21 protein-coding genes and 2 tRNA genes are annotated in these 26,176 nt (G+C 65.9%); 8 read left to right on the top strand and 15 right to left on the bottom strand.

The window, feature by feature from the left end:
• Position 1: 1 nt before the first annotated feature.
• The 5 genes from HNO81_RS02275 to HNO81_RS02255 all read right to left on the bottom strand — a co-directional run bounded on the left by HNO81_RS02275 (position 2) and on the right by HNO81_RS02255 (position 6,311).
• Positions 2 to 1,093: an ABC transporter permease gene (locus HNO81_RS02275; RefSeq protein ID WP_175316525.1), complete on the bottom strand. Its 1,092-nt coding sequence runs from the start codon at positions 1,091 to 1,093 to the stop codon at positions 2 to 4.
• 127 nt (positions 1,094 to 1,220) lie between these two features.
• Positions 1,221 to 2,858 carry an ABC transporter substrate-binding protein gene (locus tag HNO81_RS02270; RefSeq protein ID WP_175316524.1) on the bottom strand — a complete coding sequence of 546 codons (1,638 nt, stop codon included), beginning with the start codon at positions 2,856 to 2,858 and terminating at the stop codon, positions 1,221 to 1,223.
• Between the two features lie 250 nt (positions 2,859 to 3,108).
• Positions 3,109 to 4,242 carry a tRNA 2-thiouridine(34) synthase MnmA gene (gene mnmA, locus HNO81_RS02265; protein WP_175316523.1) on the bottom strand — a complete coding sequence of 378 codons (1,134 nt, stop codon included), beginning with the start codon at positions 4,240 to 4,242 and terminating at the stop codon, positions 3,109 to 3,111.
• 132 nt (positions 4,243 to 4,374) lie between these two features.
• Positions 4,375 to 5,604, bottom strand: coding sequence for a cysteine desulfurase family protein (locus HNO81_RS02260; RefSeq protein WP_175316522.1), 1,230 nt, complete (start codon positions 5,602 to 5,604; stop codon positions 4,375 to 4,377).
• A gap of 47 nt (positions 5,605 to 5,651) precedes the next feature.
• The gene (locus HNO81_RS02255; protein ID WP_175316521.1) at positions 5,652 to 6,311 is read right to left on the bottom strand and encodes a metalloregulator ArsR/SmtB family transcription factor; all 660 of its coding nucleotides are present in this window, start codon (positions 6,309 to 6,311) and stop codon (positions 5,652 to 5,654) included.
• Positions 6,312 to 6,400: 89 nt separating this feature from the next.
• Here HNO81_RS02255 and HNO81_RS02250 point away from each other — a divergent pair, with 89 nt between their 5' ends.
• The gene (locus HNO81_RS02250) at positions 6,401 to 6,823 is read left to right on the top strand and encodes a hypothetical protein (RefSeq protein ID WP_175316520.1); all 423 of its coding nucleotides are present in this window, start codon (positions 6,401 to 6,403) and stop codon (positions 6,821 to 6,823) included.
• Positions 6,824 to 6,926: 103 nt separating this feature from the next.
• Here the strand turns inward: HNO81_RS02250 and HNO81_RS02245 are convergent, their stop codons facing one another.
• Entirely contained in the window at positions 6,927 to 7,622 is a 696-nt protein-coding gene (locus tag HNO81_RS02245) for a hypothetical protein (RefSeq protein ID WP_175316519.1), read from the bottom strand.
• A 196-nt stretch (positions 7,623 to 7,818) separates the two neighbouring features.
• Here HNO81_RS02245 and HNO81_RS02240 point away from each other — a divergent pair, with 196 nt between their 5' ends.
• From HNO81_RS02240 to HNO81_RS02225, 4 genes are all read left to right on the top strand, one after another.
• The gene (locus HNO81_RS02240) at positions 7,819 to 8,760 is read left to right on the top strand and encodes a J domain-containing protein (RefSeq protein WP_175316518.1); all 942 of its coding nucleotides are present in this window, start codon (positions 7,819 to 7,821) and stop codon (positions 8,758 to 8,760) included.
• A gap of 23 nt (positions 8,761 to 8,783) precedes the next feature.
• Entirely contained in the window at positions 8,784 to 9,251 is a 468-nt protein-coding gene (locus tag HNO81_RS02235; protein WP_175316517.1) for a tRNA (cytidine(34)-2'-O)-methyltransferase, read from the top strand.
• A 209-nt stretch (positions 9,252 to 9,460) separates the two neighbouring features.
• On the top strand, positions 9,461 to 10,069 hold the full coding sequence (locus HNO81_RS02230; RefSeq protein WP_175316516.1) for a sigma-70 family RNA polymerase sigma factor: 609 nt from the start codon (positions 9,461 to 9,463) through the stop codon (positions 10,067 to 10,069).
• A 10-nt stretch (positions 10,070 to 10,079) separates the two neighbouring features.
• Positions 10,080 to 10,928: an anti-sigma factor domain-containing protein gene (locus HNO81_RS02225; protein WP_175316738.1), complete on the top strand. Its 849-nt coding sequence runs from the start codon at positions 10,080 to 10,082 to the stop codon at positions 10,926 to 10,928.
• A 63-nt stretch (positions 10,929 to 10,991) separates the two neighbouring features.
• Here the strand turns inward: HNO81_RS02225 and HNO81_RS02220 are convergent, their stop codons facing one another.
• From HNO81_RS02220 to HNO81_RS02205, 4 genes are all read right to left on the bottom strand, one after another.
• Positions 10,992 to 11,771, bottom strand: a complete 780-nt coding sequence (locus HNO81_RS02220) for a PIG-L deacetylase family protein (RefSeq protein WP_175316515.1) — start codon at positions 11,769 to 11,771, stop codon at positions 10,992 to 10,994.
• A 5-nt stretch (positions 11,772 to 11,776) separates the two neighbouring features.
• Positions 11,777 to 12,724: an electron transfer flavoprotein subunit alpha/FixB family protein gene (locus HNO81_RS02215; protein ID WP_175316514.1), complete on the bottom strand. Its 948-nt coding sequence runs from the start codon at positions 12,722 to 12,724 to the stop codon at positions 11,777 to 11,779.
• Between the two features lie 13 nt (positions 12,725 to 12,737).
• Complete coding sequence (locus HNO81_RS02210; protein ID WP_217509010.1) at positions 12,738 to 13,529, bottom strand: electron transfer flavoprotein subunit beta/FixA family protein; 792 nt, start codon at positions 13,527 to 13,529, stop codon at positions 12,738 to 12,740.
• Between the two features lie 238 nt (positions 13,530 to 13,767).
• On the bottom strand, positions 13,768 to 15,426 hold the full coding sequence (locus tag HNO81_RS02205) for a S1C family serine protease (protein ID WP_175316512.1): 1,659 nt from the start codon (positions 15,424 to 15,426) through the stop codon (positions 13,768 to 13,770).
• Positions 15,427 to 15,708: 282 nt separating this feature from the next.
• On the opposite strand from HNO81_RS02205, the gene HNO81_RS02200 reads away from it, so the two are divergent.
• The 3 genes from HNO81_RS02200 (at position 15,709) to HNO81_RS02190 (ending at position 20,176) form a co-directional block, all read left to right on the top strand.
• Complete coding sequence (locus HNO81_RS02200; protein ID WP_175316511.1) at positions 15,709 to 17,763, top strand: TPM domain-containing protein; 2,055 nt, start codon at positions 15,709 to 15,711, stop codon at positions 17,761 to 17,763.
• A 107-nt stretch (positions 17,764 to 17,870) separates the two neighbouring features.
• Positions 17,871 to 18,659: a PspA/IM30 family protein gene (locus HNO81_RS02195; protein WP_175316510.1), complete on the top strand. Its 789-nt coding sequence runs from the start codon at positions 17,871 to 17,873 to the stop codon at positions 18,657 to 18,659.
• An 89-nt stretch (positions 18,660 to 18,748) separates the two neighbouring features.
• Positions 18,749 to 20,176 (top strand): deoxyribodipyrimidine photo-lyase, encoded by a 1,428-nt coding sequence (locus HNO81_RS02190; protein WP_175316509.1) that lies wholly within the window; start codon positions 18,749 to 18,751, stop codon positions 20,174 to 20,176.
• 24 nt (positions 20,177 to 20,200) lie between these two features.
• Here HNO81_RS02190 and HNO81_RS02185 read toward each other — a convergent pair whose 3' ends face one another.
• From HNO81_RS02185 to HNO81_RS02165, 5 genes are all read right to left on the bottom strand, one after another.
• Positions 20,201 to 21,133, bottom strand: a complete 933-nt coding sequence (locus HNO81_RS02185) for a cytochrome b/b6 domain-containing protein (RefSeq protein WP_175316508.1) — start codon at positions 21,131 to 21,133, stop codon at positions 20,201 to 20,203.
• 139 nt (positions 21,134 to 21,272) lie between these two features.
• Positions 21,273 to 21,346, bottom strand: a tRNA-Met gene (locus HNO81_RS02180).
• Between the two features lie 140 nt (positions 21,347 to 21,486).
• A tRNA-Met gene (locus HNO81_RS02175) sits at positions 21,487 to 21,560 on the bottom strand.
• 118 nt (positions 21,561 to 21,678) lie between these two features.
• Positions 21,679 to 24,708 carry a UPF0182 family protein gene (locus HNO81_RS02170; protein WP_254703265.1) on the bottom strand — a complete coding sequence of 1,010 codons (3,030 nt, stop codon included), beginning with the start codon at positions 24,706 to 24,708 and terminating at the stop codon, positions 21,679 to 21,681.
• Between the two features lie 162 nt (positions 24,709 to 24,870).
• The gene (locus HNO81_RS02165) at positions 24,871 to 26,079 is read right to left on the bottom strand and encodes a S16 family serine protease (RefSeq protein WP_175316507.1); all 1,209 of its coding nucleotides are present in this window, start codon (positions 26,077 to 26,079) and stop codon (positions 24,871 to 24,873) included.
• Between the last annotated feature and the right edge of the window lie 97 nt (positions 26,080 to 26,176).

Genomic DNA, 26,176 nt, shown 5'->3' with positions numbered 1-26,176 from the left:
TTCAGTACCTCACGCGGGGGTCGATCAGCGCGGCGATGATGTCCACGATGAAGTTGGTGACGGCGACGATCACGGCCAGCAGCACAACGATGCCCTGCACGGCGACGAAGTCGCGGGCCGTGAGGTAATTGGCCAGCTGGAACCCGAGGCCTTTCCACTCAAACGTGGTCTCAGTGAGCACGGCACCTCCCAGCAGGACAGCGATCTGCAGGCCCATCACCGTGATGATCGGGATCAGCGCGGGTTTGTAGGCGTGTTTGGTGACCAGTCGGAACTCGCTGACGCCGCGGGAACGGCCTGCCTCAACGTAGTCCTTGCCGAGGGTGCCGATGACGTTGGTCCGGACCAGGCGGAGGAAGACTCCCGCGGTCAGGAGTCCGAGCGCCAGCGCGGGAAGGACGGCGTGGGACATGACGTCACTGAAGGCGGCCATGTTGCCGCTGCGCAGGGCATCCAGCCAGTAGATGCCGGTGGGTGCCTCCAGCGCCGTGAGGGACAGTTCGGTCCTGGTCCCTGCGCGGCCGGCGACCGGAAGCCAGCCCAGCCAGACGGAGAACACCAATTTGAGCAGCATGCCGGCAAAGAAAACAGGGGTGGCGTAGAACAGGATGGCCAGGATCCGGAGGACGGCATCCGGCAGGTGGTCACGGCGGTGGGCGGCGACCATGCCCAGCGGGATGCCGACCAGCAGCGCCACGATGATGGCGTTGATGGAGAGTTCCAGCGTGGCGGCCCCGTAGGTTGTGAGCATCTCGGTGACCTTGCGGTTGTCCGAGAGGGTGGTGCCGAAGTTCCCTGTGACCAGCTGGCCCAGGTATTCAAAGTACTGCACAAGCAGTGGCCGGTCGTATCCGGCGGCGTGGATCCTTTCCTGCAGCTGTTCCGGGGGCAGCCGGCCGCCCATGGCGGCGGTGATGGGATCACCGGTGATCCGCATCAGGAAGAACACCATGGTGACGAGGATGAGGATGGTGGGGAAAATCAGCAGGAAGCGGACCAGGATGTACTGGCCCAGCCCGCCGCCTGCCTGCTTTTTCTTGGGCGGGAGGAGTGCGTCGGCGTCACTTGGTGGCGCGTCTATCAAAGATGTCATCGGTACCTGGATTCGTGGTGACCGGGAGCCAGCAGTCCCCTCGTTGCTGGCTGATGACCGGCAAAAGGCGGGACACCGTTGCGGCGTCCCGCCTCTGGCCCGTCAGAGCCCGATGGGGGTGGAGTGCTTACTTGGACAGGACGCCAAGGCGGGTCTTGAAGGACGGGTCAAGGGTTTTCTCGACGCCCTTGACGTCCTTTCCGGCCACCAGCAGCTGCGAGCCCTGGAGGAGCGGCAGCGTGGACAGGTCCTTGGCAACGGCCGTCTGGACATCGCCGATCAGCTTCTGGCGCTCGGTCTTGTCCGGCGTGGTGAGCTGCTTCTGCACGAGGTCAGTGACGGTGGGGTTCTCGTAGTGGTTCTTCAGGAAGTTACCGGGGATGAAGAACGGCGTGAGGTAGTTGTCCGCGTCCGAGTAGTCCGGGAACCAGCCAAGCTGGTAGACGGGGTAGGCATCGGCGGTCCGGGCCTTGGAGTAGGTCACCCATTCGGTGGACTGCAGGTCCACGGTGAACAGGCCCGACTTTTCCAGCTGTTCCTTGATCATGGCGTACTCGTCACCGGAGGACTTGCCGTAGTGGTCGGGGTTGTACTGAAGCTTCACGTTGACCGGACCGGTGACGCCGGCGTCCGCCAGGGTCTTCTTGGCCTTGTCCAGGCTCGGCTTTCCGTTGCCGTCGCCGTACAGCTCCTTCATGGGCTGGGTGGCACCGGGCAGGCCGTCGGGAACCACGGAGTAGGCGGGGACGTACGTGCCCTTGTAGACCTGGTCCGAGATGGCCTGGCGGTCCACGATGTCGGCCATGGCCTGACGGACAGCGAGCGCCTTGGCGGGGTCGGCGTCCGGGGTCTTGGCGCCGAAAGGCATGGTGTCAAAGTTGAAGACGATGTAGCGCAACTCGCCACCCGGCCCCTTGTAGACCTTGACCTTGGAGTCCTTGTCCAGGTCGGCCGCGTCGGTTGCGGTCAGGCTTCTGCCGGCAACGTCGATGTTGCCGCCCTGGACATCCAGTTTGAGGTTGTTGGAGTCGGCGTAGTACTTGATGACGGCGCTGTCATTGGCCGGCTTGCCCAGCAGCCCGTTGTAGTCTGCGTTGGCCTTGAGGCTGACGAGTTCGTTCTTCTTGTAGGAATCGATGGTGTAGGGGCCTGCGAAGGGCTTGCCGGCGACGATCTCCTCATCGCTCATCACCTTGTCCGCGGGGAAGACTTCCTCGTCCACAATGGGACCCGTGTTGGTGCCCAGGACACTGGGGAACACCTGGTCGTTGGCTTCCTTGAGCGTGAAGACCACGGTGGTGTCATCCTTGGCCTCGACCGATTTCAGGTTGGACAGCAGGGATGCCGGGCCGTTGGGATCATCGATCTTCACCACGCGGTCGTAGGAGAACTTCACGTCCGAGGCGGTCAGGGCGTGGCCGTTGGCGAACTTGAGGTTGGGCTTGAGCTTCACGGTGAACTCGGTGGGGGCGGTGAAGGAAGCCGACTCCGCGATGTCCGGGCTGACCTCGGCCGAACCGGGCTTGGAGTTCATCAGGAAGGGGTAGATCTGGTTCATTACCAGGAAGGAACCCGCGTCGTAGGAGCCGGCGGGGTCGAGGGTGACGACTTTGTCCGTCGTTCCGAACGTTATGGCACCGCCACCGGCATTCCCGGTGGACGTTCCCCCGCCGCCGCCCGAGGGCCCTGTGCAGGCTGTCAGGGCGAGGGCGGAGATGCCTGCCAGCGCGATGGCGCGGTGCAGGGCCGTTGTGCTCTTGATCATCTGTGGACTTCTTTCCGATGAGTACGCGCACGCCGGAACCACAGGTTGATAGCTGCAGGCGCCGGCGTGCAGTGCTGATCACTCGATTGAATCAGAGAGTCAGCCCTCGGGACGGCCGTTTCTGTGAGTTCCACCACAAAATTTTCTTAAAAGTTACCCGGCAGGCCCGGCAGAACCGGCGAAGAGGATCAACGGGCACGAAAAAGCGCCGCCACGGCGGAACCGTGGCGGCGCTGAAGCCCGCAATTTTTTACAGTGCGGCGCGCTGGAGCGAGCGGGCGGCGTCGATCGTGGCCTGGCCCAGCACCCGGCTGCCCTGGTAGAGAACCACTGTCTGTCCCGGGGCCACACCGCGCAGCGGGGTCACCAACCGGACCACCACCTGGTTGCCGGCCGCACCGTCCGCGCCAGGTTCCATCCGGGCCGTAGCCGGGACCGGGTCCCCGTGTGCCCGGACCTGTGCATAGCAGTCGAACGCGGCGCCCGTTTCCACCTCGGCGATGGGCAGGCCTGCCCAGGAGACTTTGATGCCGCGGATCTCGTCGATGGCCAGCAAGGCTTCGGGGCCCACCACCACTTTGTTTTCCTTGGGCCGGATTTCCAGGACGAAGCGGGGCTTTCCGTCAGCGGCCGGGGTTCCGAGCTTGAGGCCGCGCCGCTGGCCAACGGTGAAGGCATTGGCCCCCGGGTGCTCCCCCACCTTCGCACCGGTTTCATCCACGATGTCGCCCTGGGTCATGTCGATCTTCTCGGCCAGCCAGCCGGCAGTGTCGCCGTCGGGAATGAAGCAGATGTCGTGGCTGTCCGGCTTGTTGGCAACGGAAAGGCCGCGCCGCGCCGCCTCGGCCCGGACCTCCGCCTTGGACGGGGTGTCGGCAAGCGGGAACATCGAATGCTTGAGTTGTTCGTGGGTGAGCACGCCCAGGACGTAGCTCTGGTCCTTGGCCCAGTCTGCCGCGCGGTGCAGCTCCCGGTTGCCGTCAGCATCCTCGATGACCTTGGCGTAGTGGCCCGTACAGACGGCGTCGAACCCGAGGGCTATCGCCTTCTCCAGCAGCGCTGCGAACTTGATCCGCTCGTTGCAGCGCATGCAGGGGTTGGGCGTCCGGCCGGCGGCATATTCGTCAATGAAGTCCTGGACGACGTCTTCCTTGAAGCGTTCGGAAAAGTCCCACACGTAGTAGGGAATGCCCAGCACATCGCAGGCCCGCCACGCATCCCGGGAGTCCTCGATGGTGCAGCAGCCGCGGCTGCCCGTGCGCAGGGTGCCGGGCATGCGCGACAAGGCCAGGTGGACGCCGACGACGTCGTGACCTGCCTCCACCGCGCGGGCGGCGGCAACAGCGGAGTCAACTCCGCCGCTCATGGCTGCTAGTACTCGCATGCTGGCTTTCTGTTGGGGGATGTGTGCGCGCCGGGGCCGCGGTGAACGCAGCGGCGGCGGAAACGATCTTCGCCTATCCATTCTACGGCGGCATGCAAATCAGCTGGCGGCAGCGTGCGCTGCCACGGTTCTTTACATACCGCGGAGGGCCTTCCGCGCTTCCGTGCCGGCGGTCTGGATCGAGGATTCATGTCCTGCCATGCCGGCCTGGCGGGCCCGCACATACGCTTCGGGCAGCGCCGAAAGAAGGGCATCGACGTCGGCCTCCGTGGAGGCGTGTCCCAGGCTGAACCGCTGGGCCCCGCGCGCGGTCTCTTCATCCAGGCCCATGGCCAGTAGGACGTGGGAGGGGCGGGGCACACCTGCAGTGCAGGCCGAACCGGTGGACGATTCAATGCCGGCAAGGTCAAGGAGGAACAGCAGCGAATCCCCTTCGCAGCCCGGGAAGGTGAAGTGCGCATTGCCCGGCAGCCGGCGCCCGCCGGTGGTCCCGCGAAGAACCGCCTCCGGGACCCGTTCGCGGACACCGTCGATCAGCCGGTCGCGCAGGGCTGCGATTCGCGCCGCTTCCGCGGGCAAAGCGGCAGTAACGGATTCCGCCGCCGCCGCAAAGGCAGAAATTGAGGCGGTGTCCAGCGTGCCGGAGCGGACATCGCGCTCCTGGCCGCCGCCGTGCTGCACGGGTGTCAGTTTCACGGCCCGCCCCAGCAGGAGTGCGCCCACACCCACCGGGCCGCCGATCTTGTGGCCGGAAATGGACATGGCGTCCAGGCCGGAATCCTTGAAGTGCACTGGGACTGAGCCAAAGGCCTGGACCGCATCAGAATGCACCGGCACCCCGGCGGCATGGGCCAGTTCGACAATCCGCGTGATGGGCTGGATGGTTCCCACCTCATTGTTGGCCCACATCACGGTCACCAGCGCCACGGTCCCGGGATCACGGGACAGCTCGGCTTCGAGTGCCTCGAGGTCCACAACGCCCTCGCTGTCCACCTTGAGCCACGCTACGTCGGCGCCTTCATGGCGTTCCAGCCATTCCACCGTGTCAAGCACCGCATGATGTTCGACGGCGGAGCAAAGGATGCGTCGTCGCTTCGGGTCTTCTGCCACGCGGGACCAGTACAAGCCCTTGACGGCGAGGTTGTCCGCCTCGGTGCCTCCGGACGTAAAGATGACTTCCGAGGGATGGGCGCCGGCTGCGGCCGCAATCGCCTCCCGCGCGTCCTCGACGGCACGGCGGGCCCGACGCCCGGATCCGTGCAGTGACGAAGGGTTGCCGGTCCTCGCCAGTTCACGCGTCATGGCAGTGAGCGCGGCTTCGGACAACGGGGTGGTGGCGGCGTGGTCGAGGTAGGCGGGCATCCGTTAATTCTATCGCGGCCGGTCCCGGTGGCCGCCGCGTGGAGCGGTCAGCTCCCGCCGGTAATCCGTGCGCAGCAGTGGCCTGCAACGGGGACAACCCGGTCCTCGGCGCCGCCGCAGCCAACCGCAGCCCCCCGCAGGAAGGCGCCGTTCATGTCGCACACCACTGCCGCATGGGACCGCGACAGCCGGTGGAACGGGCAGTTGGGCAGCAGGTATCCCCCGTCCCCGTCGGGCTCCGGCTGATAGCCCGTTTCTGCCAGGAACTCTTCCAGGCCCGCCGAACCTTCCGCCAGTTCCCGGCCTTTCCGGAAGGCGACGGCGCGCAATGACTCCCCCACCGCCAATCCTTCGGCTTCGGTGGCCTCGATGGCCCCGGCCATCAGCTCCCCGGCGAGGTCGTAGTTCCGGTCCGGTACGGACGCTCCCACTTCACTTCCAACCGGCCGGTACATCTTGGCGGGACGACCGGACCCCGGACCGGTCCTGCCGGCGGGTTTGTGGAATTCCACGGCCAGCAGGCCGTCCTGGACCAGCCTGTCCAGATGGAAGGAGACGGTGCTGCGCGCCATCCCGGCAGTTTCGGCCACCTCGTCGCGTCCCAGCGGGCGGGGTGAGGCTGCGACCAGTTCAAAAAGCTGCAGCCTCTTGGCGTCGGTCAGCGACGCAACGGCAGCAATCCTGTCTGCCCAGGGAATTCGGTACATGGCGCCTCCAATTTCCAAAGTCAAGATGTCTTGATTATAGACCAACAACTTTCTAAAATTGACATACCTACTTTTAGAAGGAGAGCACCATGAAATCAGCATCGGCAATGCGGGCCCATCATGCACCAGCCACCGTGTCGCCGGCGCGGCAGGCGTTCCTGCTGCTGCGTACCGTGTTCACCGTCGCACCGATCCTCTTCGGCCTGGACAAATTCACCAACATCCTCACGCACTGGACCATGTACCTGGCACCCCAGGCCACGGCCATCGTGCCGCTGCCGGCCCAGACCTTCATGTACATCGTGGGGGTCGTGGAAATCATCGCCGGCGTGGCCGTGGCGGTGCGTCCTAAATACGGCTCGTTGATCGTGGCCGCGTGGCTGGCCGGAATCATCATCAACCTGCTCCTGCTGGGCAGCTTCTACGACGTCGCGCTGCGTGACTTCGGGCTGTTGGTTGGCGCCTTGGCCCTCAACCGGCTGTCAGCGGGGACCAGCCGGACCACAGCGTGACGCCGCAGGCGTTTGCCGGGCGCAGGACATTGCAGCCACACAGACCCGCCGGCGGCTGAGCCCTCCAGCCGCCGGCGGTTTTGCGCCTGCCAACGGCAGGAACTCACGCGGCCGGCGGCACCAGGGCCAGGTACCGGCCCAGATCCTGCCGCGCCGCGCCAAGGGTTGCCGCGTCCGGGCAGGACACGGATACGTAAGCCGAGGAAGCAGCAGCGCCGAACACCCTGGCCAGCACTGCGGTGGAACGTCCGCCGGGTGCTGCCTGTTCCAGGGCCAGCACTTCCACGGTCCGCCCGGGAGCCTCGGGGGTGCCGCCCCACTGCAGGGTTGCCGATTTCAGGTACGAAGGCTGGATGGTCGCATCCAGGTATTGGAACAGGGCAACGGTGGACTCCCGGTCGTCAGTGCGCACCAGCGCGTCCTGACCGGTGCTGACCCTGGCGGAAACGACGCAGCCGTCGGCCTTGGCATACTGGCTGGCACCGGCCACGTTCTCTTTTACCGCACTCCAGCCCGGCGCACCCTTGAGGTCATCGGAGATGCCCACGGGTACCCCTGGGGCCAGGTCGCTGCCTGCCGCGAAGGGCATATCACGTGCCGCCACTGCGGCCGCATCATGGCCGGGCGTGATGGTTGGAGTGGCCGGCACCGGGGTGCCGGCGGGGGCTGCAGTGACAGAGGGATCCGGGACGTCAACGCTGCAACCGCCCAGGAGGGCGGCCACCATGCAGCCAATCCCCAGCAACACTGCCCGGCGCCACGACCTGGCAGCCTGCTCCGCCGTCGTCGGCTTTTCCATCTCCACTCCGTCCATCCCCCTCAGCCGGCATTCGCACCGCGCAGGCACGAGTCTAGACTCAGGCTCCGCCGGGAACCCACAGACCCGGGATGTTCGTTGTCACCGAAGGCGCACCATCCACGCTGGCTAGACTGGGCGGGCGCTCCGCTTTCCCGCCGGGACTGAGGAAGCCGCGCCCCAAGGGAAGGAAGATTGCTTGACCGAGGGCAACAGCTCCCATTACCAGGTCCTTCGGGTGGCCGTGACCGCCACCGACAAGGAAATCAAGGTCGCCTACCGCCGCGCTGCCAGGATGGCCCACCCGGACCACGGAGGTGACGCCGCGACGTTCCGCCGCGTCACTGCCGCCTATGAGACCCTGATCGATCCGCAGCGCAGGAAAGCCTACGACCGCTCGTACGGCGCGGGCACGGGCCGCAGCGCCGCGTCCGACGACGGCGCCCACTTTGATGCGCCGGCCGCCGGAAGCCGCGCATCCGCAACCGTCCGCCGGCCGGGCAACGGCAGGAGCACGGCCGGCGATCCGCCCGTCTACGTTCCGCCCTTCGAGGGCAACGACGTCCCGCTCATCCCCTTTGCCCAGGCCCGGCAGCAGGTCCACGGAATGCCCCGCAAGCGTGGCATTTTCGGTGCCGAGGCCCGCATCCAGCGGGAGATGCGCACCGTGCAGCTGCTGACCCGGCAGGTCCTGCCGGCCATCCCCGCCGCACGCCTGGTCAACGGCCTGCAGTCACCGGCGGACAACAGCCACATCGACCATGCTGTCCTCTCCGGCTACCGCCTGGCCCTGGTCAACTCGATGCTCCTGCCCAAGGGCGCCTACGCCTGGGACGGCCGCACCCTCAACCACGGCGGCCGCGCGGTGGCCCCGCCGCAGCTTGCCCGCGTGGTGTGGGCCATGCAGGACATCTTTCCCGAGCTCAACGTCACGGGGTGGACCGTGGTGCACAGCCCCGACGGCAACCTCCATGAACCGGTGATCGACCACCACCGCCGCCAGGCAGATGCGCTGGAAACCGTCCAGATCGTTAACGCAGCGGGCCTGGCGCGCGGCATGAAGGAATTCCTGGCCTCCGGCCCGGCCCCCAATACGGTCAACGTCCCGGTCCTGGCCAGGTTGCTGCGCGGCATGCACTGACGCCGGGTGGCTAGGATAAGGAGGTGTTCCGCATCCTTTTCCATGAACCAGAAATCCCCGGCAATACCGGCAACGCCATCCGCCTTGCCGCCATCACCGGCGCCGAACTGCATTTAGTGGAACCCCTGGGCTTCGACTTCTCCGACGCAAAACTGCGCCGGGCCGGGCTCGACTACCATGACCTCGCCGTGGTTACCGTGCATAAGACCATCGAGGACGCCTGGCAGCACCTGCAGCCCGAACGCGTCTACGCCTTCACCTCGGACGGCACCACCAGCTACACAGACATTGCCTACCGCCCGGGAGATGTGCTGTTGTTCGGCCGCGAGTCCGTGGGTTTGCCGCCGGAGATGAAGACCGATCCCCACGTCACCGCCACTGTGCGCCTGCCCATGCTGCCTGCCCTCCGCTCCCTGAACCTGGCCAACGCAGCGTCCATCGCCGTTTATGAGGCCTGGCGCCAGCAGGGTTTCGCCGGCGCCAGGAAGTAGCGTTCCACCACAGGTACGGGCGGCGTCCTGACGAAAGATTACCGGCCGCCCCATCCAGGTTGCCCGCGGCACCGAATGGCATATGTAGACATTCGAGCGGACAAAGGGAGCGGCAGGTGACCCTACTGGAGGCAGGTTCCAGGCAGGACATCCGCAGTCGGCACGGCACTGCCGTGAATCAGGCGCGCGGAGACTTATGCTTGGACGTAATGGAAACTCCCAACGCGCCGAATTCCGAAGGCTCCGCCGCGGTGACTGACCCACCCGCAGATCTCAGCCAGCGCCTCTCGACCCTTCTGGCGGGCATTGCCCGCGGGGACCAGGCGGCATTCGCCGAGTTCTACCAGCTCACATCCCGCCGGGTTTTTGGCATGGCCCGCCGCGTGCTGATTGATCCTGAGCTCAGCGAAGACACCACGCAGGAAGTTTTCCTTCAGGTGTGGCAGAACGCTTCCAAGTTTGACCCAACGGCGGGAAGCCCGCTGTCCTGGCTGATGACCATCTCGCACCGGCGTGCGGTGGACAAGGTCCGGTCGTCGCAGTCCTCCACGGACCGGGAGGCCAAGTACGGGGCCAGCACCCAGGAGATCGACCACGACACCGTCTCCGACGAGGTGGGAAGCCGCCTGGAGGCCGAGGCGGTGGTCCGTTGCCTGGGTACGCTGACCGAGACGCAGCAGGAGTCCGTCCGCCTCGCCTACTACGGCGGCCTCACCTACCGGGAGGTCGCAGAACGGCTGAATGCAGCAGTGCCCACTATCAAGTCCCGCATCCGCGATGGACTGATCCGATTGAAAACCTGTTTGGGGGTGAGTTGAGATGAGTGGAATGGACGAAGGCCGCGATAACCGGTCACGTGCCTTCGGTGACACGGTGGCCATGGACATCGCCGCCGGCCGTGCCGTCGACCTTGCCGAACTCTACGCCCTTAATGCTGTCACGGAGCAAGAACGCGAAGCGATCGATCGCTATATCTCAACAGCTTCAGAAGCGGAACGCCGCGCCTTCCAGGAGCGCGTCCGGCAGTCCCGTGAAGCGTTGGTCCGCACGTTCCGCGCTGAGGAGGAACCGCCGTCGGACCTGTTCGACCGGATTGTTGCCCAACTGCCGGCCCAGTCCACCGGACAACGCGGCCCGGGCGCCGGTGGCGCGCCGGTAATGGCACAACCGTCCCGGCCGGAGCCAGCCGACGAGCTGGCGCAGGCCCGGAAGCGCCGCGAGGAACGCCGGGGAGCTTCAGGAACCCGCCGCTGGCTGGTGGGAGTGGCAGCGGCTGCAGCCATCGCACTGGGCGGCGTGGGCGTCGGATCCTACCTGGCGGACCAAAACGATCCCGTCAACCAGGTGGCCAGGGCAAGCGACCTCCGCGAAGCGTCAGTGAACGTGGCAGGCGGCGGCAAGGCCACCCTGCTGATCTCGGCGTCCGAGGATGCGGCCGTGGTGAAGATGAGCGGAGTTCCCGCTCCGCCCACGGGCAAGGTCTACCAGATGTGGCTGATCCCCAAGGACGGCTCGGCTCCGGTATCGCAGGGTCTAATGGACGAGGAGGCGCTGTCCAAGCCCGCCGTGGTCCAGGGCATCCACTCCGCGGCATCACTGGGCATCACGGTCGAGCCCGCCGGCGGATCCAAGGCACCCACCCTGCCCACCGTGGCAGCGGCCACGCTGGGCGCGTAACACCGGCTTAAATCACAAAATGCCCCGTTCCTTCCACCGGAAGGAACGGGGCATTTTTTTGGCTCAGAAACCGGCAATAGTGCCGGGACCGTTGATTGCCACCACATGGAACGCCTCCGCGCTGCGGCCCTCCGGCAGGCCTGCCCTGGCGGCGTTGGTCCGCATGCCCTGGCGGACAGTGGCTTCCATGGCCTCCACGTCGGGGTGCTGGCTGACGTGCACATGGATGGCGGCCAACTTAGCCTCCACCTGGCCGGTGACATCGACGAAGTGGTTCTCCCGCTCCCCCGGGCCGGCGTAGAGCCACAGCCACGGCAGCTTGTACGCTTCCAGGCCTGCTTCTGCCAGTTCAGGGTAGGCAAAGGGGTTTTCGAGGGCAGGATATACCGCCCGGGTCACCGCCTCCCCCACGGCCAGGTGGTCGGGGTGGCTTTTCTGGATCCGGTCCCAGTTCCGTTCCGGGTGCATGGCAACGACGACGTCGGGACGGATTTCGCGGATCAGCCGCACCACCCCCTTCATCACCTCGTGCGACGGTTCCAGGTACCCGTCCCGCTGGTGGAGGTAGTAGATGTCGGTGACGCCCACCAGCTCCGCGGCCCGCCGCTGCTCGGCGTCGCGCATGGCGATGATGTCCGCCCGGTGGGCAGGATCGAAGCCGCCGGCGTCGCCGTCGGTCATGATGCAGTAGCTCACCTGCACGCCGGCGGCCGTCCAGGCAGCCACGGTGCCGGCGGCGCCGAAGTCGATGTCGTCAGGATGGGCCGCAAAACAGAGCACCCGCCCAACCCGGTGAATGTCCGGATTGAACGGGCTCTGTGCCTGCTCGTGGGAGGCAGTCAACAAATTCAGCCTTTTCGCTTCTTGATCTCGGCGGTGGCCTGCGGCAGGACGTCGAACACATCGCCGATGATCCCGAAGTCGGCGATCTCGAAGACCGGTGACTCGGCATCCTTGTTGATGGCGACAATCACCTTGGACGTCTGCATGCCGGCCTTCTGCTGGATGGCACCGGAAATGCCTGCCGAGATGTACAGCTGCGGGGAGACCGTCTTGCCGGTCTGCCCCACCTGGGCGTCGTGGCTGATCCAGCCGGCGTCCGTGGCGGCACGCGATGCACCCACCGCAGCGCCCAGGGCGTCAGCGAGGTCCTCGACGGGGCCAAAGTCGCCGTCCATGCCGCGGCCACCAGCCACGACGATACGGGCGTCCGTTAGGTCGGGGCGGCCGCTGGCCACCTTCTGCTCGCGGGCGGTGATGCGGGCGGCGACGGCTACTGCCGGCACCTCCACCGTTGCGGTTTCCGGGCTGGTGGCTGCGCCGGCCGGTTCCGGGGTGACATTGTTGGCTTTGAGGGTCAGCACGGACACAGGTGTCGTGGCCCTGCAGGCGGTGGTGTAGGAGCCGGCCAGGACCGACTTGTGTGCGGTGCCGTCCGGGTCCACGGCCACGACGTCGGTGATGACGCCGGCGTTCAGTCGGATGCCCAGCCGTGCCGCGATTTCCTTGCCTTCCGGTGAGTTGTCCAGGAGCACAATGCCGGCGCCGGTGCTCTCAGCCGCGGCGGCCAGGTACGCGGCTTTGGGCGCCACCAGGAAGTCGTCCAGGGTGTCCGTTGCCGGGCGCAGGACGGCCTCCACCCCGTACTCGGCGAACGTAGCCGCGGCACTGTCGGACAGGTCGCCGTTGAGCGCTACGGCGCCCCCGCCGAGGGAACGGGCCAGGGTCAGCAGTTCCAGGCTGCTCTTCTTGAGCGAGGCGCCGGGGTGGTCGATGAATACAAGTACTTTTGCCATGTCGGTGTCCCTCTTAGAGCAGCTTCTGGGCGGCCAGGAAGTCAACCAGCTTGATGCCGGCATCGCCCTCGTCGGTGATGATGGTGCCTGCCGTCCTGGGTGGCCGCTGTTCTGCGCTGGCCACGGTGGTCCAGGACCCTGCAAAGCCCACCTGGGCCGGGTCCACCCCGATGTCGGCAAGGGACAGCGTGCTGATGCTCTTGCGCTTCGCGGCGATGATGCCTTTGAAGTTGGGATACCGGGGTTCGTTGATTTGGTCCGTCACGGAGACGACGGCGGGCAGCGGCGCCTCCACCGTTTCGGATGACGTATCGGCGTCGCGGCGTGCCGTGAGCCGGCCGCCGTCCACTTCCAGCGTTGACGCGAAGGTCACCTGGGGCAGGCCAAGCCGTTCGGCCAGCTGGGCCGGAACAAGGGAGGTTTCGCCGTCGGTGGATGCCATGCCGGTGATGACCAGGTCAACCCCACCCAGGTGGCGCACGGCGGCTGCGAGGGCAAGCGAGGTTGCTGCGGCGTCTGAACCGGCCAGGGCATCGTCCGTGAGGTGCACGCCCTCGGTGGCGCCCATCTGCAGCGACTTCTTGACCGCGTTGACAGCTCCCGCGGGTCCCATGCTCAAGGCGATGACCTGGTTCCCCGCTTTGCTTCCGCCGCGCGCCTCCGCCAGCTGCAGTGCTGCTTCAAGGGCGTATTCGTCAAGCTCGGACAGAATGCTTTCGTCGCGGTCGGCGGTGTTGCCCTCGCCGTTGAGGTGACGGTCAAACTGGGCGTCCGGTACATGTTTGACCAGGACTACGATCTTCAATGTCTCTTCCACTGTTTCTACAGCAGCCTTCCATGCTTGTGGACAGCCAGCCGGGTGGGACATGGCCGCGATATGCCCGGCAGGCGGGTAACCCTAGCTAACCATATCGGCGCGTTCCCGCGCCCTCTTCCGTTAACGCCTGTGTCAGGCTCTTCCACCGGGGAAGACACAACGACGGAGGCGCCCCCTTGGTGGGGGCGCCGCCGTCGTTCACTGCCGGCTTTGCCGCTGCCGCACGTCAGCTGGCAGCCGCACCCAGCGTCACATCGAAGGTCTGCTCGCTTCCGTTGCGCATGACCGTGATTTTCACCGTGGATCCGGCCGGCTGCTCGCGCACGGCTGCCGTCAGCTGGTTGGGCTCGCCGATGCTGAGGTCGTTGAACTTGGTAATGACGTCACCCACCTTGATGCCGGCCTTGCCGGCCGCTGAATTGGCTTCGACGGTGGCGACGTCGGCCCCCACCGAAAACTCGGAGCTTGCACCGGACGTGGTCTTGGCCTTGACGCTGACGCCCAGTTGCCCGTGGGAGGCCTTGCCACTGTCGATGATCTCCTGGGCCACCCGCTTGGCGTTGTTGATGGGGATGCTGAACCCGACGCCGATGTTGCCGCTTTGGGACGTCGAAGCGCCGGAACCGGCAGAGGCGATGGCCACGTTCACGCCGATGATCTCGCCCTTGCTGTTCACCAGTGCACCACCGGAGTTCCCAGGGTTGATGGCGGCGTCAGTCTGGATCACGTTGATGGCGATGGAGCCCTCGCTGGAGTTCTGCTGGCTTTGGCCGCCGCCCGGAGGGGCGAACTGGAATCCCTGGTCACCGCCCTGGCTGTTGTCGCCGCCCTTGGGAGCCGCGGAGGAAGCCACGCTGATGGTTCGGTTGAGTGTGGACACGATGCCGTCGGTGACCGTTCCGGTCAGGCCAAGCGGGGAACCGATGGCGATGGCGGTATCGCCCACGTTGAGCTTGGAGGAATCACCCAGGGTGGCCGGGGTGAGGCCGGACGTGTCGTCCACCTTGATGACGGCGAGGTCGGACAGCGGGTCGGTACCCACCAGCTTTGCCGGCAGGACCTTCCCATCACTGGTGCGGATTTCCAGGTTGGCGTTGGCTGTCTGCCCGTCCAGGGTGACGACGTGTGTGTTGGTCAGGATGTGCCCCTGGTCGTCCAGGACAATGCCGGATCCGGTGCCGCCGGAGCTGCCGCTGCTGGCGCTGATGGTGACAACGCTGGGCGAAGCCTTCACTGCAGCTGCGGTGATGGCGTTGACATCGTCCTTGTTGTTGACGATGACCGTGCCGGGCTGGTTGTTGCTGCTGACGGTTGAGGTGCTGGACCCTGTGTTTCCGAACAGTTCACCGGCGCCGACCGTTGCCACTCCGCCGCCCACCAGTCCGGCCGCGAGGATGCTTGCCACGAGGGTTCCCACTCCAAAGCTTGCCTTCCGGCGGGGCGCGTCCTTCGGGTTTGGCGCCAGGCCCGGGCCCCCGGCGGGCGCACCGTGGCCACCGCCATGCATGGGATGGCCGCCCTGCTGCTGCGGCTGGCCAAAGTCCCCGGACTGGCCGTAGAAGGGCTGCCGCTGCGGGTACACAGGACGCGGGGCACCCGGCAGCTCCTGGGTGTAGTTGTCCCGCATCTGCGGCCGGTCAATCCGCTCTGTGTTTCCATGCGTCGCAGGGTCCCCATACGGCGCTGCGGTCCCGTGCGGGCCGGATGCGCTGCGCTGGTCGCCGGCGCTGTAGCCGCGTTCCGGTCCCCCGCCGGCGCCACTGTTCCCATCCTGAGTAGCTGCCGGGCGGTCTCCGGGCTGCTGCGGGCCCTGCTGCTGCCAAGGGTTCCGGCTGCCCCCCTGGTTGTCCTCCGGGACCGGTCCTGGGGTTTGATTCTCAGTCATGGGACTTCCTTTCATCCTCGTCTGCCGTTAACTATGACGGGTCCCGCTGGAACAAGCTCGGATGTTTGCTGAAAGCTTCCTGAACGCCGCACCGACGGCGGGCAGGCCGGAGAGCCTTTTCGCTGGCGGCATATTCCATCACATGGACTGGCTGTGGGGTGCACCATAGAATCAAGATGAATTGCCACAGCGACCTGCGGCTTCACACCAAGCGTGGGGGCGCTGTTGGATTCGACGACTGATTCGTCCCGAATCGGTGTCAGGCGTGCTGAAGGGTTGCACATGCGGTCAAAGTTCAAACGTATCCTCGCCGTGATCGGCCTTGCCGGGCTGCTGGCGGTACCCGCCGGCGCGGCATGGGCCGAAGACCCGGTGACCATCCCCTCCGGGACCAACATCGTTGATAACGCCAACGTGTTGGGCAGCCGAAAGGGTGAGGTCCAGGACGCCATCCAGAAGCTGCTTAGGGACCACAAGTACAACCTGTACGTGGTCACCGTGAAGTCGTTCGAGAACCCCTCGGACCCCACGGCGTGGAGCCAGGCTGTGGCAACCACCAAGGGCATGGGCAAGGCCGATGTCATCCTTGCCATCGCCACCGATCAGGGGAAGTACTACTTCTCGCCCAATTCCGCCAGCGCCATCTACTCGAAGCGTTCCAACATCACGCAGAATGCCGTGGTGGCCAACCTCGCCGGCGGCAAGCGTGACTTCGCCCAGGCCGCCATTGATACCGCGTCCGCCGTGGGCGACGCCGCCGGCGGCGGCAGCGGCACCGTCTCATCCGGTGACGGAGCCGGCGCGGGCCTGCTGGTGGGTGCCGGTGTGGTGGTCGCCGGCGGCGGCGCCTACCTGTACTTCCGCAACCGCCGGAAGAAGGCCGCAGGCAAGGTTGCGTCCAGCGGAAGCTATGGCCCACAGGGCGCGGAACTGGACCCCCTGGCCTCGCTCAGCGTGGAGGAACTCCGGCGCAAGAGCGGGTCGCTGCTGATCGAAGCCGATGACGCCATCAAGTCCAGCGAGCAGGAGCTCGGCTTCGCCCAGGCACAGTACGGCGATTCCGCCGTCGGAAACTTCACCAAGGCCCTGGCGGAAGCCAAGGCGCACATGACCGAATCCTTCAAGCTGCAGCAGCAGCTTGATGACCACATCCCGGACACGGAGGAGCAGCAGCGGACCTGGCTGGGCGAGATCGTCCGCCGTTCGGAGGCCGCCCTCGAATCCCTCCAGGAACAGAAGGCGGACTTCGACTCGCTGCGCGAACTGGAGAAGAACGCTCCCCAGGCCCTGGCAGCCGTGAACGCCGGAGCCCGCGAGGCTGACGGCAAGATTGCCAGCGCCGAGCAGTCCCTGCAGGGGATGCGGTCCAAGTACGCGGACAGCGCGCTGACCCAGGTATCAGACAACATTGTGCAGGCCAAGGAACGTCTTGCTTTCGTGCAAAATGCCTCAGAGGCCGCGCAGCAGAAGCTCGGTGCCGGCGAAGCGAGCCTGGCGGCGGTCGCCGTCCGCGCAGCCGAAGAGAGCCTGCATCAGACCAATGTCCTCCTGGACGCCATTTCCAAGGTCGCCACCAACCTGGATGATGCCCGCAACGGCCTTGAAGCCGCCGTGGTGGACACGTCACAGGACCTGGCCCAGGCAAAAGCCATGATCCAGTCCGGCGCCCACGCGGAACTGGCGGGCCCGGTCGCCGCCGTGGAGGCCGCCCTGGCACAGGTGAAGACCGAAATCCAGGGCGGCAGGATCGATCCCATCGCCACCCTGCAGCGCGTGGAAACCGCCCACCAGTCCCTGGACCAGGCCCTCACCGGCATCCGGGACCAGCAGGAGCAGGCCCGCCGCGCACAGGCATCCCTGCAGCAGACCATCATGTCGGCGCAGGCCCAGATCAGCGCCACCTCCGACTACATCACCGCCCGCCGTGGCGGTGTGGGCACCGAGGCACGCACCCGGCTCGCAGAGTCCCAGCGGAACCTCGACTACGCGCTGTCCATCGCGCGGACAGATCCCGTCACCGCACTGACCTACGCGCAGCAGGCCCATGCCCTCGCGGCGCAGGCAGCCCAGCTTGCCCAGGCAGACGTGGACCACTTCGACGGCTACGCAAACCAGGGCTTTGGCCGCGGCGGCATGTTTGGCGGCGGCGGAGGCGGCGGACTTGGCGGTGCCATTCTGGGCGGCATCCTGATCAACTCCATCCTGAACGGCGGCCACGGAGGCTGGGGTGGCGGTAACGGCGGCGGTGGCAGCTGGGGTGGAGACTCCGGCGGCTTCGGCGGCGGCGGAGATTTTGGCGGCGGCGACTTCGGCGGCGGAGACTCCGGCAGTTTCTAGAGACTTCCGCCGGACACGCCGGACCATCCCGGCGGGCGGACAGACGCAGGACACCACTGTGCACCGGTTCCAGTGGTCAACACAGAGCAGGACGAAAGGCAAACACCATGGTTAAGCAGTCCATTTTCGGCCGGATCGCGCAGCTGGCAAAGGCGAACATCAACTCTTTGCTGGACAACGCCGAGGATCCGCAGAAGATGCTGGACCAGATGGTCCGCGACTACACCAATAACATCGCCGAAGCCGAGTCCGCTGTTGCGCAGACCATCGGCAACCTCCGGATGCTGGAAGACGACTACAACGAGGACGTCAACAACGCCCGCGACTGGGGCAACAAGGCACTTGCCGCCTCCCGCAAGGCTGACGAATTCCGGGCCGCCGGCGACGCAGCCGACGCCGAGAAGTTCGACAACCTGGCGAAGGTGGCCCTGCAGCGCCAGATGGCGGCCGAAAGCGAAGCCAAGGGTGCAGAGCCGAGCATCGCCTCCCAGCGCGAAGTGGTGGAGAAGCTCAAGACCGGTCTGGACCAGATGAAGAACAAGCTCAACCAGCTGACCAGCAAGCGCAACGAGCTTGTGGCCCGGTCGAAGACGGCAGCGGCCCAGTCCCAGGTCCACGACGCCATCAAGAGCATCGACATCATGGACCCCACCAGCGAGGTGGGACGCTTCGAGGAAAAGATCCGCCGCGAAGAAGCCAAGGTCCGTGGGCAGCAGGAGCTCGCAGCATCCAGCCTGGACGCACAGTTCAACCAGCTGGAGGACCTGGGCGAGCAGACGGAAATCGAAGCCAGGCTGGCCGCCCTCAAGGCCGGAAACTCCAAGCCTGCCCTTGGTGCGGCGGGCTCCGCCTCGTCAGAATCGACGGTCGATGAGGCTGACTTCGACAAGCTCTAATATCCGGGGCAACCACTCCGATTAAATCTGGCGATGGCCGGGGCCGTGGTCCCGGCCATTGGCGTGTCTGCTGTGTGTAGCGTGGTGCCATGACTTCTTCTGATGGAACGTCCCTGGTTTGGCTGCGCGATGACTTGAGGCTGGACGACAACCCCGCCATCGCTGAGGCCGCGCGCCGGGGTGCACCGATGACGGTGGCCTACGTCCTGGACGAGGAGTCCGACGGCGTGCGGCCGCTCGGTGGCGCAGCCCGCTGGTGGCTGCACCACTCACTGGCCGCTTTGGCCGCCGACCTTGAGGGCAAGGGGTCCCGGCTGGTGCTCGCGCGGGGCCCGTCCGTTGAGGCCATCAAGGACCTTGCCGCCCGGACGAAGGCCAGCCACCTCTTTTGGAACCGCCGGTACGGGCAGCCTGAGCGGAGCATCGACGCCGAACTCAAGGAATGGGCGGTCGGGAACGGCCTCCAGGCCTCAAGCTTCCAGGCGAACCTTCTCTTCGAACCCTGGACCGTCAAGACCGGAGCAGGCGGCCCCTACAAGGTCTACTCGCCGTTCTGGCGCGCCTGCCTGGCCTCCCAGGACATCCGTGACCCTCTAGAGGCGCCGGACACGCTGCCCGGGCCGGCAGCTTCGGGACGGGGACTGCCCGGCAGCGACAGCCTGGACAGCTGGAAGCTGCTTCCCTCCGGGCCCGACTGGAGCAGCGGTCTCGCCGACACGTGGCAGCCAGGCGAGAAGGGGGCGCTGGAGCGCCTTGACGACTTCCTGGACGGTCCCATAGAGGAGTACGGGACCGGCAGGAACCTGCCCGGAACGGAAGGGACCAGCCGGCTCTCACCGCATCTCCGGTTCGGCGAGGTCAGTCCGTTCCGCGTGTGGCGCGAGATCCGCCGCCGCCATCCACGCAAAGTCCCTTCCGACGTCGGCACCTACCAGGCCGAACTGGGCTGGCGGGAATTCAACTGGCACCTCCTGTACCACAACCCGGACCTTGCGACCCGGAACTTCAGGCCGGCCTTCGACAACTTCCAGTGGGCCTCCCCCAACCACCAGGAGCTCGCCGCGTGGCAGCAGGGGAACACCGGCTACCCGCTGGTGGACGCCGGGATGCGCCAGCTGTGGCAGACGGGGTGGATGCACAACCGGGTACGCATGGCTGCCGCGTCCTTCCTGGTCAAGAATCTCCTGACGGACTGGAGGATCGGCGAGGAATGGTTCTGGGACACGCTTGTGGACGCCGACGCCGCCAACAACCCCGCCAACTGGCAATGGGTGGCGGGCTCCGGGGCGGATGCCTCGCCGTACTACCGGATTTTCAACCCGGTCACCCAAAGCAAGAAGTTCGACGCCGACGGCACGTACCTGAAGGCTTTCATCCCGGAACTCCGGAGCCTTATGGGCAAGGAGATCCATGAGCCATGGTCAGCGGAAACGGACGGCTATCCCGCCCCGCTCGTGGACCTGCCCGAGTCGCGGGAACGCGCCCTGGACGCCTACCAGAAGCTCAAGGACTCCTGAGGGCGGCCCCTCGTCGCCGAGCGGTCAGCGGCTGACCTTGCCCATCAGTGACGCGATGGGCCGCAGGAAGATCGGCCGGGCCAGGAACCAGGCCGCCACCATGACCGCTACGGAGGCGAGGAACACCCAGAATCCGAACCAGCCGTCGTCGTCCCGGACCCCGTACATGTGATTCAGGTTCCGCAGCGCGCCCGTGGTGAGGACCAGGAAGACGTGCACCACGATGAACGCAACAAAGTAGACCATGACCGGGAGGTGGACAGCCCGGGCCCATTCGATGGGGAATGCCTTGTTGAGGCCGGCTGCCTTTTTGGGCCAGGCTCCGGACATCCGCAGGCCCGTGATGAACGCCAGCGGCGCCGCGATGAAGACGGTCACGAAGTAGGCCAGCAGCTGCAGGGCGTTGTAATTGATCCACCCGTCCTCGGTGGGCCAGTCCAGCGAGGCGTACTGCAGGGCGGCTGACAGAGCGTTGGGGAAGACGTCCCAGCTGGTGGGGACGATGCGCATCCATTGCCCGGTGGCGAACAGCAGGACGGCGAAAATAAGGCCGTTCAGGATCCACAGTGCATCCAGCGTCAGGTGGAACCACAGCTCCAGGCTGATCTTGGTGGGGGCATTCCTAGTGCGGATCAGGCCCTTGTTGTTCCGGGTCCAGTGGCCGCTGGGCCGGGTGGTGGTCCGCACCTGCCATCCGGTGCGGATGATGAGGAGCAGGAAGAAAGCATTCAGGAAGTGCTGCCAGGCCAGCCAGGCAGGGAATCCCACGGGCGCGTTGTCCGGCAGCTCCGACCGGCCCGGGTAGGTGGCAACGAAGGACGCCACGCCCGGAAGCCCGGCCAGCAGCTTGGCGGCCAGCACCACCAGGACGAGGGCCACGAGGACGGCGGGAACCATCCAGTAGAGGCGGGACCGCTTCCCCGTCGCGGTGCCGGGCTTCTTCGTGGGTGTGGCCATCGAACAACATACCTCTCAGGAATGGACAGGTCTTGCCCGCAGATCGCGGGACCCTTCGAAAGAGAATACTAGGAACTGGACGCTTCCACGGAAAAGAAAGGCCCCGCCCGGCATATCTGCCGGTCGGGGCCTTCATAAGTTGCGGGGACAGGATTTGAACCTGTGACCTCTGGGTTATGAGCCCAGCGAGCTACCGAACTGCTCCACCCCGCGTCGCTAGATCAACACTACCCTACTTTTGCGTCGGCCCCGACCATCCTCGCGCAGGTGCTGGAGCTCGAGGCCCGGGACGGCTAACTGGTGGAAAAGCAAAAGACCCGGACATTGTTTCCAATGTCCGGGTCTTTCCTCAGTTGCGGGGACAGGATTTGAACCTGTGACCTCTGGGTTATGAGCCCAGCGAGCTACCGAACTGCTCCACCCCGCGTCGCAAGAACTACTCTACCGGGAGGTGAACCGCAGGCCAAATCGAAGCGGCGTGACGTCCGTTACCCCGGCCCGGCACCCGGTTCCCGCAGGACCGGATGCCGGGCGCCGGCGTCGTACTACTGCCCTGCCGAAGGGGATGCCGACGGCGAGGCGGACGGCGAGGCAGACGGCGAAGCCGAGGGCGACGCGGATGCCGCAGGAGCCGGGCTGGCCTCCGGGGCAGTCACCGGAATCTTGGCCTCAGCATCCATCGCCTTTTTCAGCGCCGCCGCAACCTTCTTCTGGGCGTCGCCATAAGCGGCGAAGTCCCCGGCCGCGAGTGCCGTCTGGCCTGCCTGGATGGCGGAGTTCGCCTCGTCCAGGGCTGCCTTGAGCTGGGCCTTCGCATCCGCTTCTGCCGGGGTGGCCGGCGCTGACGGGCCGGCCGGCGTCTGTCCGTTGTTGGCGGAATCCCCCGCGGCTGCGCCGGAATCCCCACCGAACAGCTGCTTGAGGGCCGCGTCAAGCGTGGGCGCGAAACCCACCTTGTCGCCGAAGGCCACCAGCACACGCTGGAGCGTGGGATAGGACGTCTCGCCCGTGGACTTGAGGTAGACCGGCTGGACGTACAGGATGCCGCCGCCCACCGGCAGGGTGAGCAGGTTGCCGTTCAGGACGTCGGACGCACCCTGCCGCAGCAGGTTGAGCGCCTGGGACACAGTGGGGTCCGAGTTGAACTTGTTCTGCGCCTGTCCCGGACCGGGGACCTGTGTTTCCGGCGGAATCTGCAGCAGCCGCAGCTTCCCGTACCCGTCGGCTTTCACGCCTGCCTGGTTGCCCGCATCCGAATCAGCGGCGAGGAAGCCGTAGAGGACGTTGCGGGCATTGCCGTTGACGATCTGCGGAATGAAGGATGAGGTCAGCTGGAATGCCGGCTTCTCCTGGTCAGGCATCTGCAGCGACATGTAGAACGGAGGCTGCTTCACGTCGGTATCGACGGTGGGATCGGCGGGAACACTCCATGCGTCGTTGTTCTTGTAGAAGCTGATGGGATCGGTCACGTGGTACTGGCCAAGCAGTTCACGCTGGACTTTGAACAGGTCTTCCGGGTACCGGACGTGGCTCATCACGGCGGCGGACATCTCCGAATACGGCTTCAAAGATGACGGGAAGACTTTCTGCCAGGCCTTCAGGACCGGGTCCGTGTCATCCCAGGCGTACAGGGTGACCGAGCCGTCGTAGGCGTCGACGGTGGCCTTGACCGAGTTGCGGATGTAGTTCACGGTGCTGTTGGGCAGGGCCACCGCACGGCCGGAACTCGTCTGTGAATCGGCGGTGGCGTCCGAGAGCGACTTCTGCTGCGAGTACGGGTAGTACTGGCTGGTGGTGTAGCCGTCCACGATCCACTTGACCCGGCCGTCGACCACCGCCGGGTAGGCGCCGCCGTCGACAGTCAGGTACGGAGCAACCTTCTGGACACGCTCACGCGGGTTGCGGTCGTAAAGGATCTGGGACTCGGCGTTCACGCCGTCCGAGAGCAGCAGGTCCGAGGACTGGAACTTGATGGCGTAGAGGACCTTGTTGAAGAACGAACCGACGTTCGGGCCAGCGTTGCCCTTGAACGTGTACTGGGTTTCACCCTCCCCCTCCTTGCCGGACGGCCGGTCCTGCTCACGCGGGGTGGCACCGTCCGGTGCGCCCACGATCGAGTATTCCGGCGAGGACTCGCCAAAGTAGATCCGGGGTTCGTACGTGGTGTCGTTGCCCAGCACGCCGGTTGACGGGATGCCGGACTGGAGGAACTCGGGCTTGCCATCCACCGTGAACTTGTTGCCCTTGGCTGCGACGACACCGTAACCGTGCGTGTAGACCACATGCTGGTTCAGCCACCCCTGCTGGTTGGTGGCAACGTTGGTGGGGTTCAACTCGCGCACGGCGATCACGGTGTCCTGGACCTTGCCGTCCACCTCGTAGCGGTCGACGTTGAGGGCCTTGGGGAACTGGTAGTACGGGCGGTACTGTTCCAGCTGCGCAAAGGCGTCGGAGATCAGGTTGGGATCCAGGAGCCGGATGTTGGCCGTGGTCTGGGCATCGGGGGCCAGCGCTCCGGTGTTGGCCGTGTTGGTGGCGTCGTACCGGGTTTCCTGGACGGTATCCAGGCCATAGGCCTTGCGGGTGTTGTCGATGTTGCGCTGGATGAACTCACGTTCCAGCGTCTGCTCCGAGGGGCGGACCTGGAACTGCTGGATGACCCAGGGGTAGACACCGCCAGCCAGGATGGAGGTGATGACCAGCATGGCTGTGCCGATGACGGGCAGGCGCCAGCGGCCGATGACAGCGGCCACGATGAACAGGATGGCCACCAGGGCGGCAGCTACGGCAAGGATGGCCTTGGTGGGGATCACGGCGTTGACGTCGGTGTAGAGGGCGCCGGCCCAGCGGCCACCGTTGTTTTGCACCGATGAGAAGCGGTCCAGCCAGAAATTGAGGCCCAGGAGCACCAGGAACGCGGCGCCGGTCACGGCGATGTGGATCTGCGCTGCACGGCTGGTGAAGACGCCCCGCTCCATCAGCCGGATGCTGCCGTAGAGGTAGTGCGTCAGGATGCCGGCAATGCCCGCGATCACCACCACGCTGATCAGGAAGCCGGTCACAAACCCAAGGAACGGCAGCGTCATCACGTAGAAGCTGATGTCCATCTTGAACTGGGGATCGGGCTGGCCGAAGCCCACCTGGTTGAAGAACAGCAGGACCTTCTGCCACTGGCTCGCGGCTGCGCTGCCGGCAAAGAGGCCGAAGAGGACCGGCAGGCCGATCATCACAATCCTGCGTACCGGCTCCAGCTGCGCCTGGTACCGGTTGAGGTTGTCCCGGATCTCGGAGTCCGGGGCGTAGACGGGCCGGGCGTTGTAGGCAATGCGGATGGAGAAGAACACCGCTGCGAACATGATGGCGAAGCCGGCGGCGAAGGTGGCGATCTTGGCCAGGTTTTCGGTGACGAAGACCTCAAGGAAGCCTAGCTGCCGGTACCAAAGGACGTCGGTCCAGACGTTGGCGAAGAAGATGAAGCCCACCACCACCAAGGCGACGACGATGAGGGTGGGCGTCAGGGCTCCCCGTCGCGAGGGGGGCCTTCCTGTGGACGTGGTGCTGGCGGGACGGGACAAACTGGGTACCTCATAGCTGGTCGTCGAGACATTCAAAGCGTGCGAGCGACGTACGGTACCGGTCAAACGGCTGGTTTCGTCCGTCATCAGTGCCACGAGTGGCGGTAAAGCTTAGTTCCTGTCGAAACTGTTTGGGCCCAGTCTATGCATGGCGCAGGCGGCCTATTTGCCCGAGCACGCCGGGAGTGCGGATGTGTCCTGCCCGCTCCCGGCCAGTTCCACGGCGTGCCGCGCTTCCGCAAGGTTCTCCACGCGCACCACCTGGAGGCCGGCCGGGACGTGGCCGGCCACTTCGTCACAGTTGGCGGCGGGCGCCAGGAACAGGGTGGCCCCGGAGGACCGCGCACCCCGCATCTTTTGGCCGATGCCGCCAATGGGGCCCACCGTTCCGTCCGGCGAAATGGTTCCGGTGCCGGCGATGTGCTTGCCGCCGGTGAGGTCGCCCGGCGTCACCGTGTCAATGATTCCCAGTGAGAACATCATGCCGGCGCTGGGGCCACCCACCTTGTCCAGGGAGATCTGCACCTGGAAGGGGAAGCTGAACAGGTACTTCAGCATGACGCCGAGGATGAACCGCCCCTGGCCGTTGTCCTTGGGCGTCACCTCCAGGGTGACAGGCTGGCCGGCGCGTTCCACGGTTACCTCGGCGGGTGCTCCCTTCCCAGCGGCCAGTTCATCCTGGATGACGCTGAGGGACGTGATGTCCTTGCCGTTGATGGACTTCAGGACGTCCCCTTGCTGGATCTTTCCCTCAGCCGCGGAGTCCTTGGATAACCCCGCGGCCTGCAGCTGCTGGCCGAAGGGAATCTTCAGTTCATTCAGGGCAGAGGCCACGGCGTTCTCCTGGGACGTGGCCATGGCCACGGCGCTCTGCTCCTGGGCTTCCTCTTTGGTGGTTCCCGTGGGATAGATCAGTTCCACCGGGTAGACGGCCTTGGAGTTGTCCAGCCATGCGGAGAATGCGTTGAGGATGCTCACGGATCCGGTGGGGCCGCCATCAACGTACACCGTTGTCAGGTCCAGGTTCCCGGCAGCGGGATACGTCTCGTGGCCGCTGATGTTGATAACGGGATGCCCCTGGCTTTGCCCCAGCGTGTTGTAGGTAGGGCCGGGCGACTCGATGACGTACGGCACCGGAAGGGTGCCCACGGCTATTCCCAGCCCCAGCGAGGCCAGCCCGGCAACCATCAGGGTGGAGAGCCGCCGGCGGGGGCGTCCGCCGTCGTCCGCCGTGCCGCCGCCGGTTTCCCCCGCGCCCGCTCCGCCCGGGCCTTCCGGCAGATTGCCGGCCTCAAAGGGGCCGTGGCTGGAGAAGGGGGAAACATCGGAAGCGTGGTCCTCAGAGGGGTGGCCGCCACGGGTTGTAGTCACCCCACCAACAGTACGCGGTGGCGCCGCGCCGGGGCGCTTTGCCTAGAGCGAACGACGGCGGCAGGCGGCAGACAGCCCGGCCCCACCGGGGTACCGT

The organism is Pseudarthrobacter sp. C4D7 (assembly GCF_013359725.1).
Classification (GTDB): domain Bacteria; phylum Actinomycetota; class Actinomycetes; order Actinomycetales; family Micrococcaceae; genus Arthrobacter.
The sequence above is the reverse complement of the archived record's forward strand: the minus strand, read 5'-3'. Positions and strand labels throughout refer to the sequence as shown.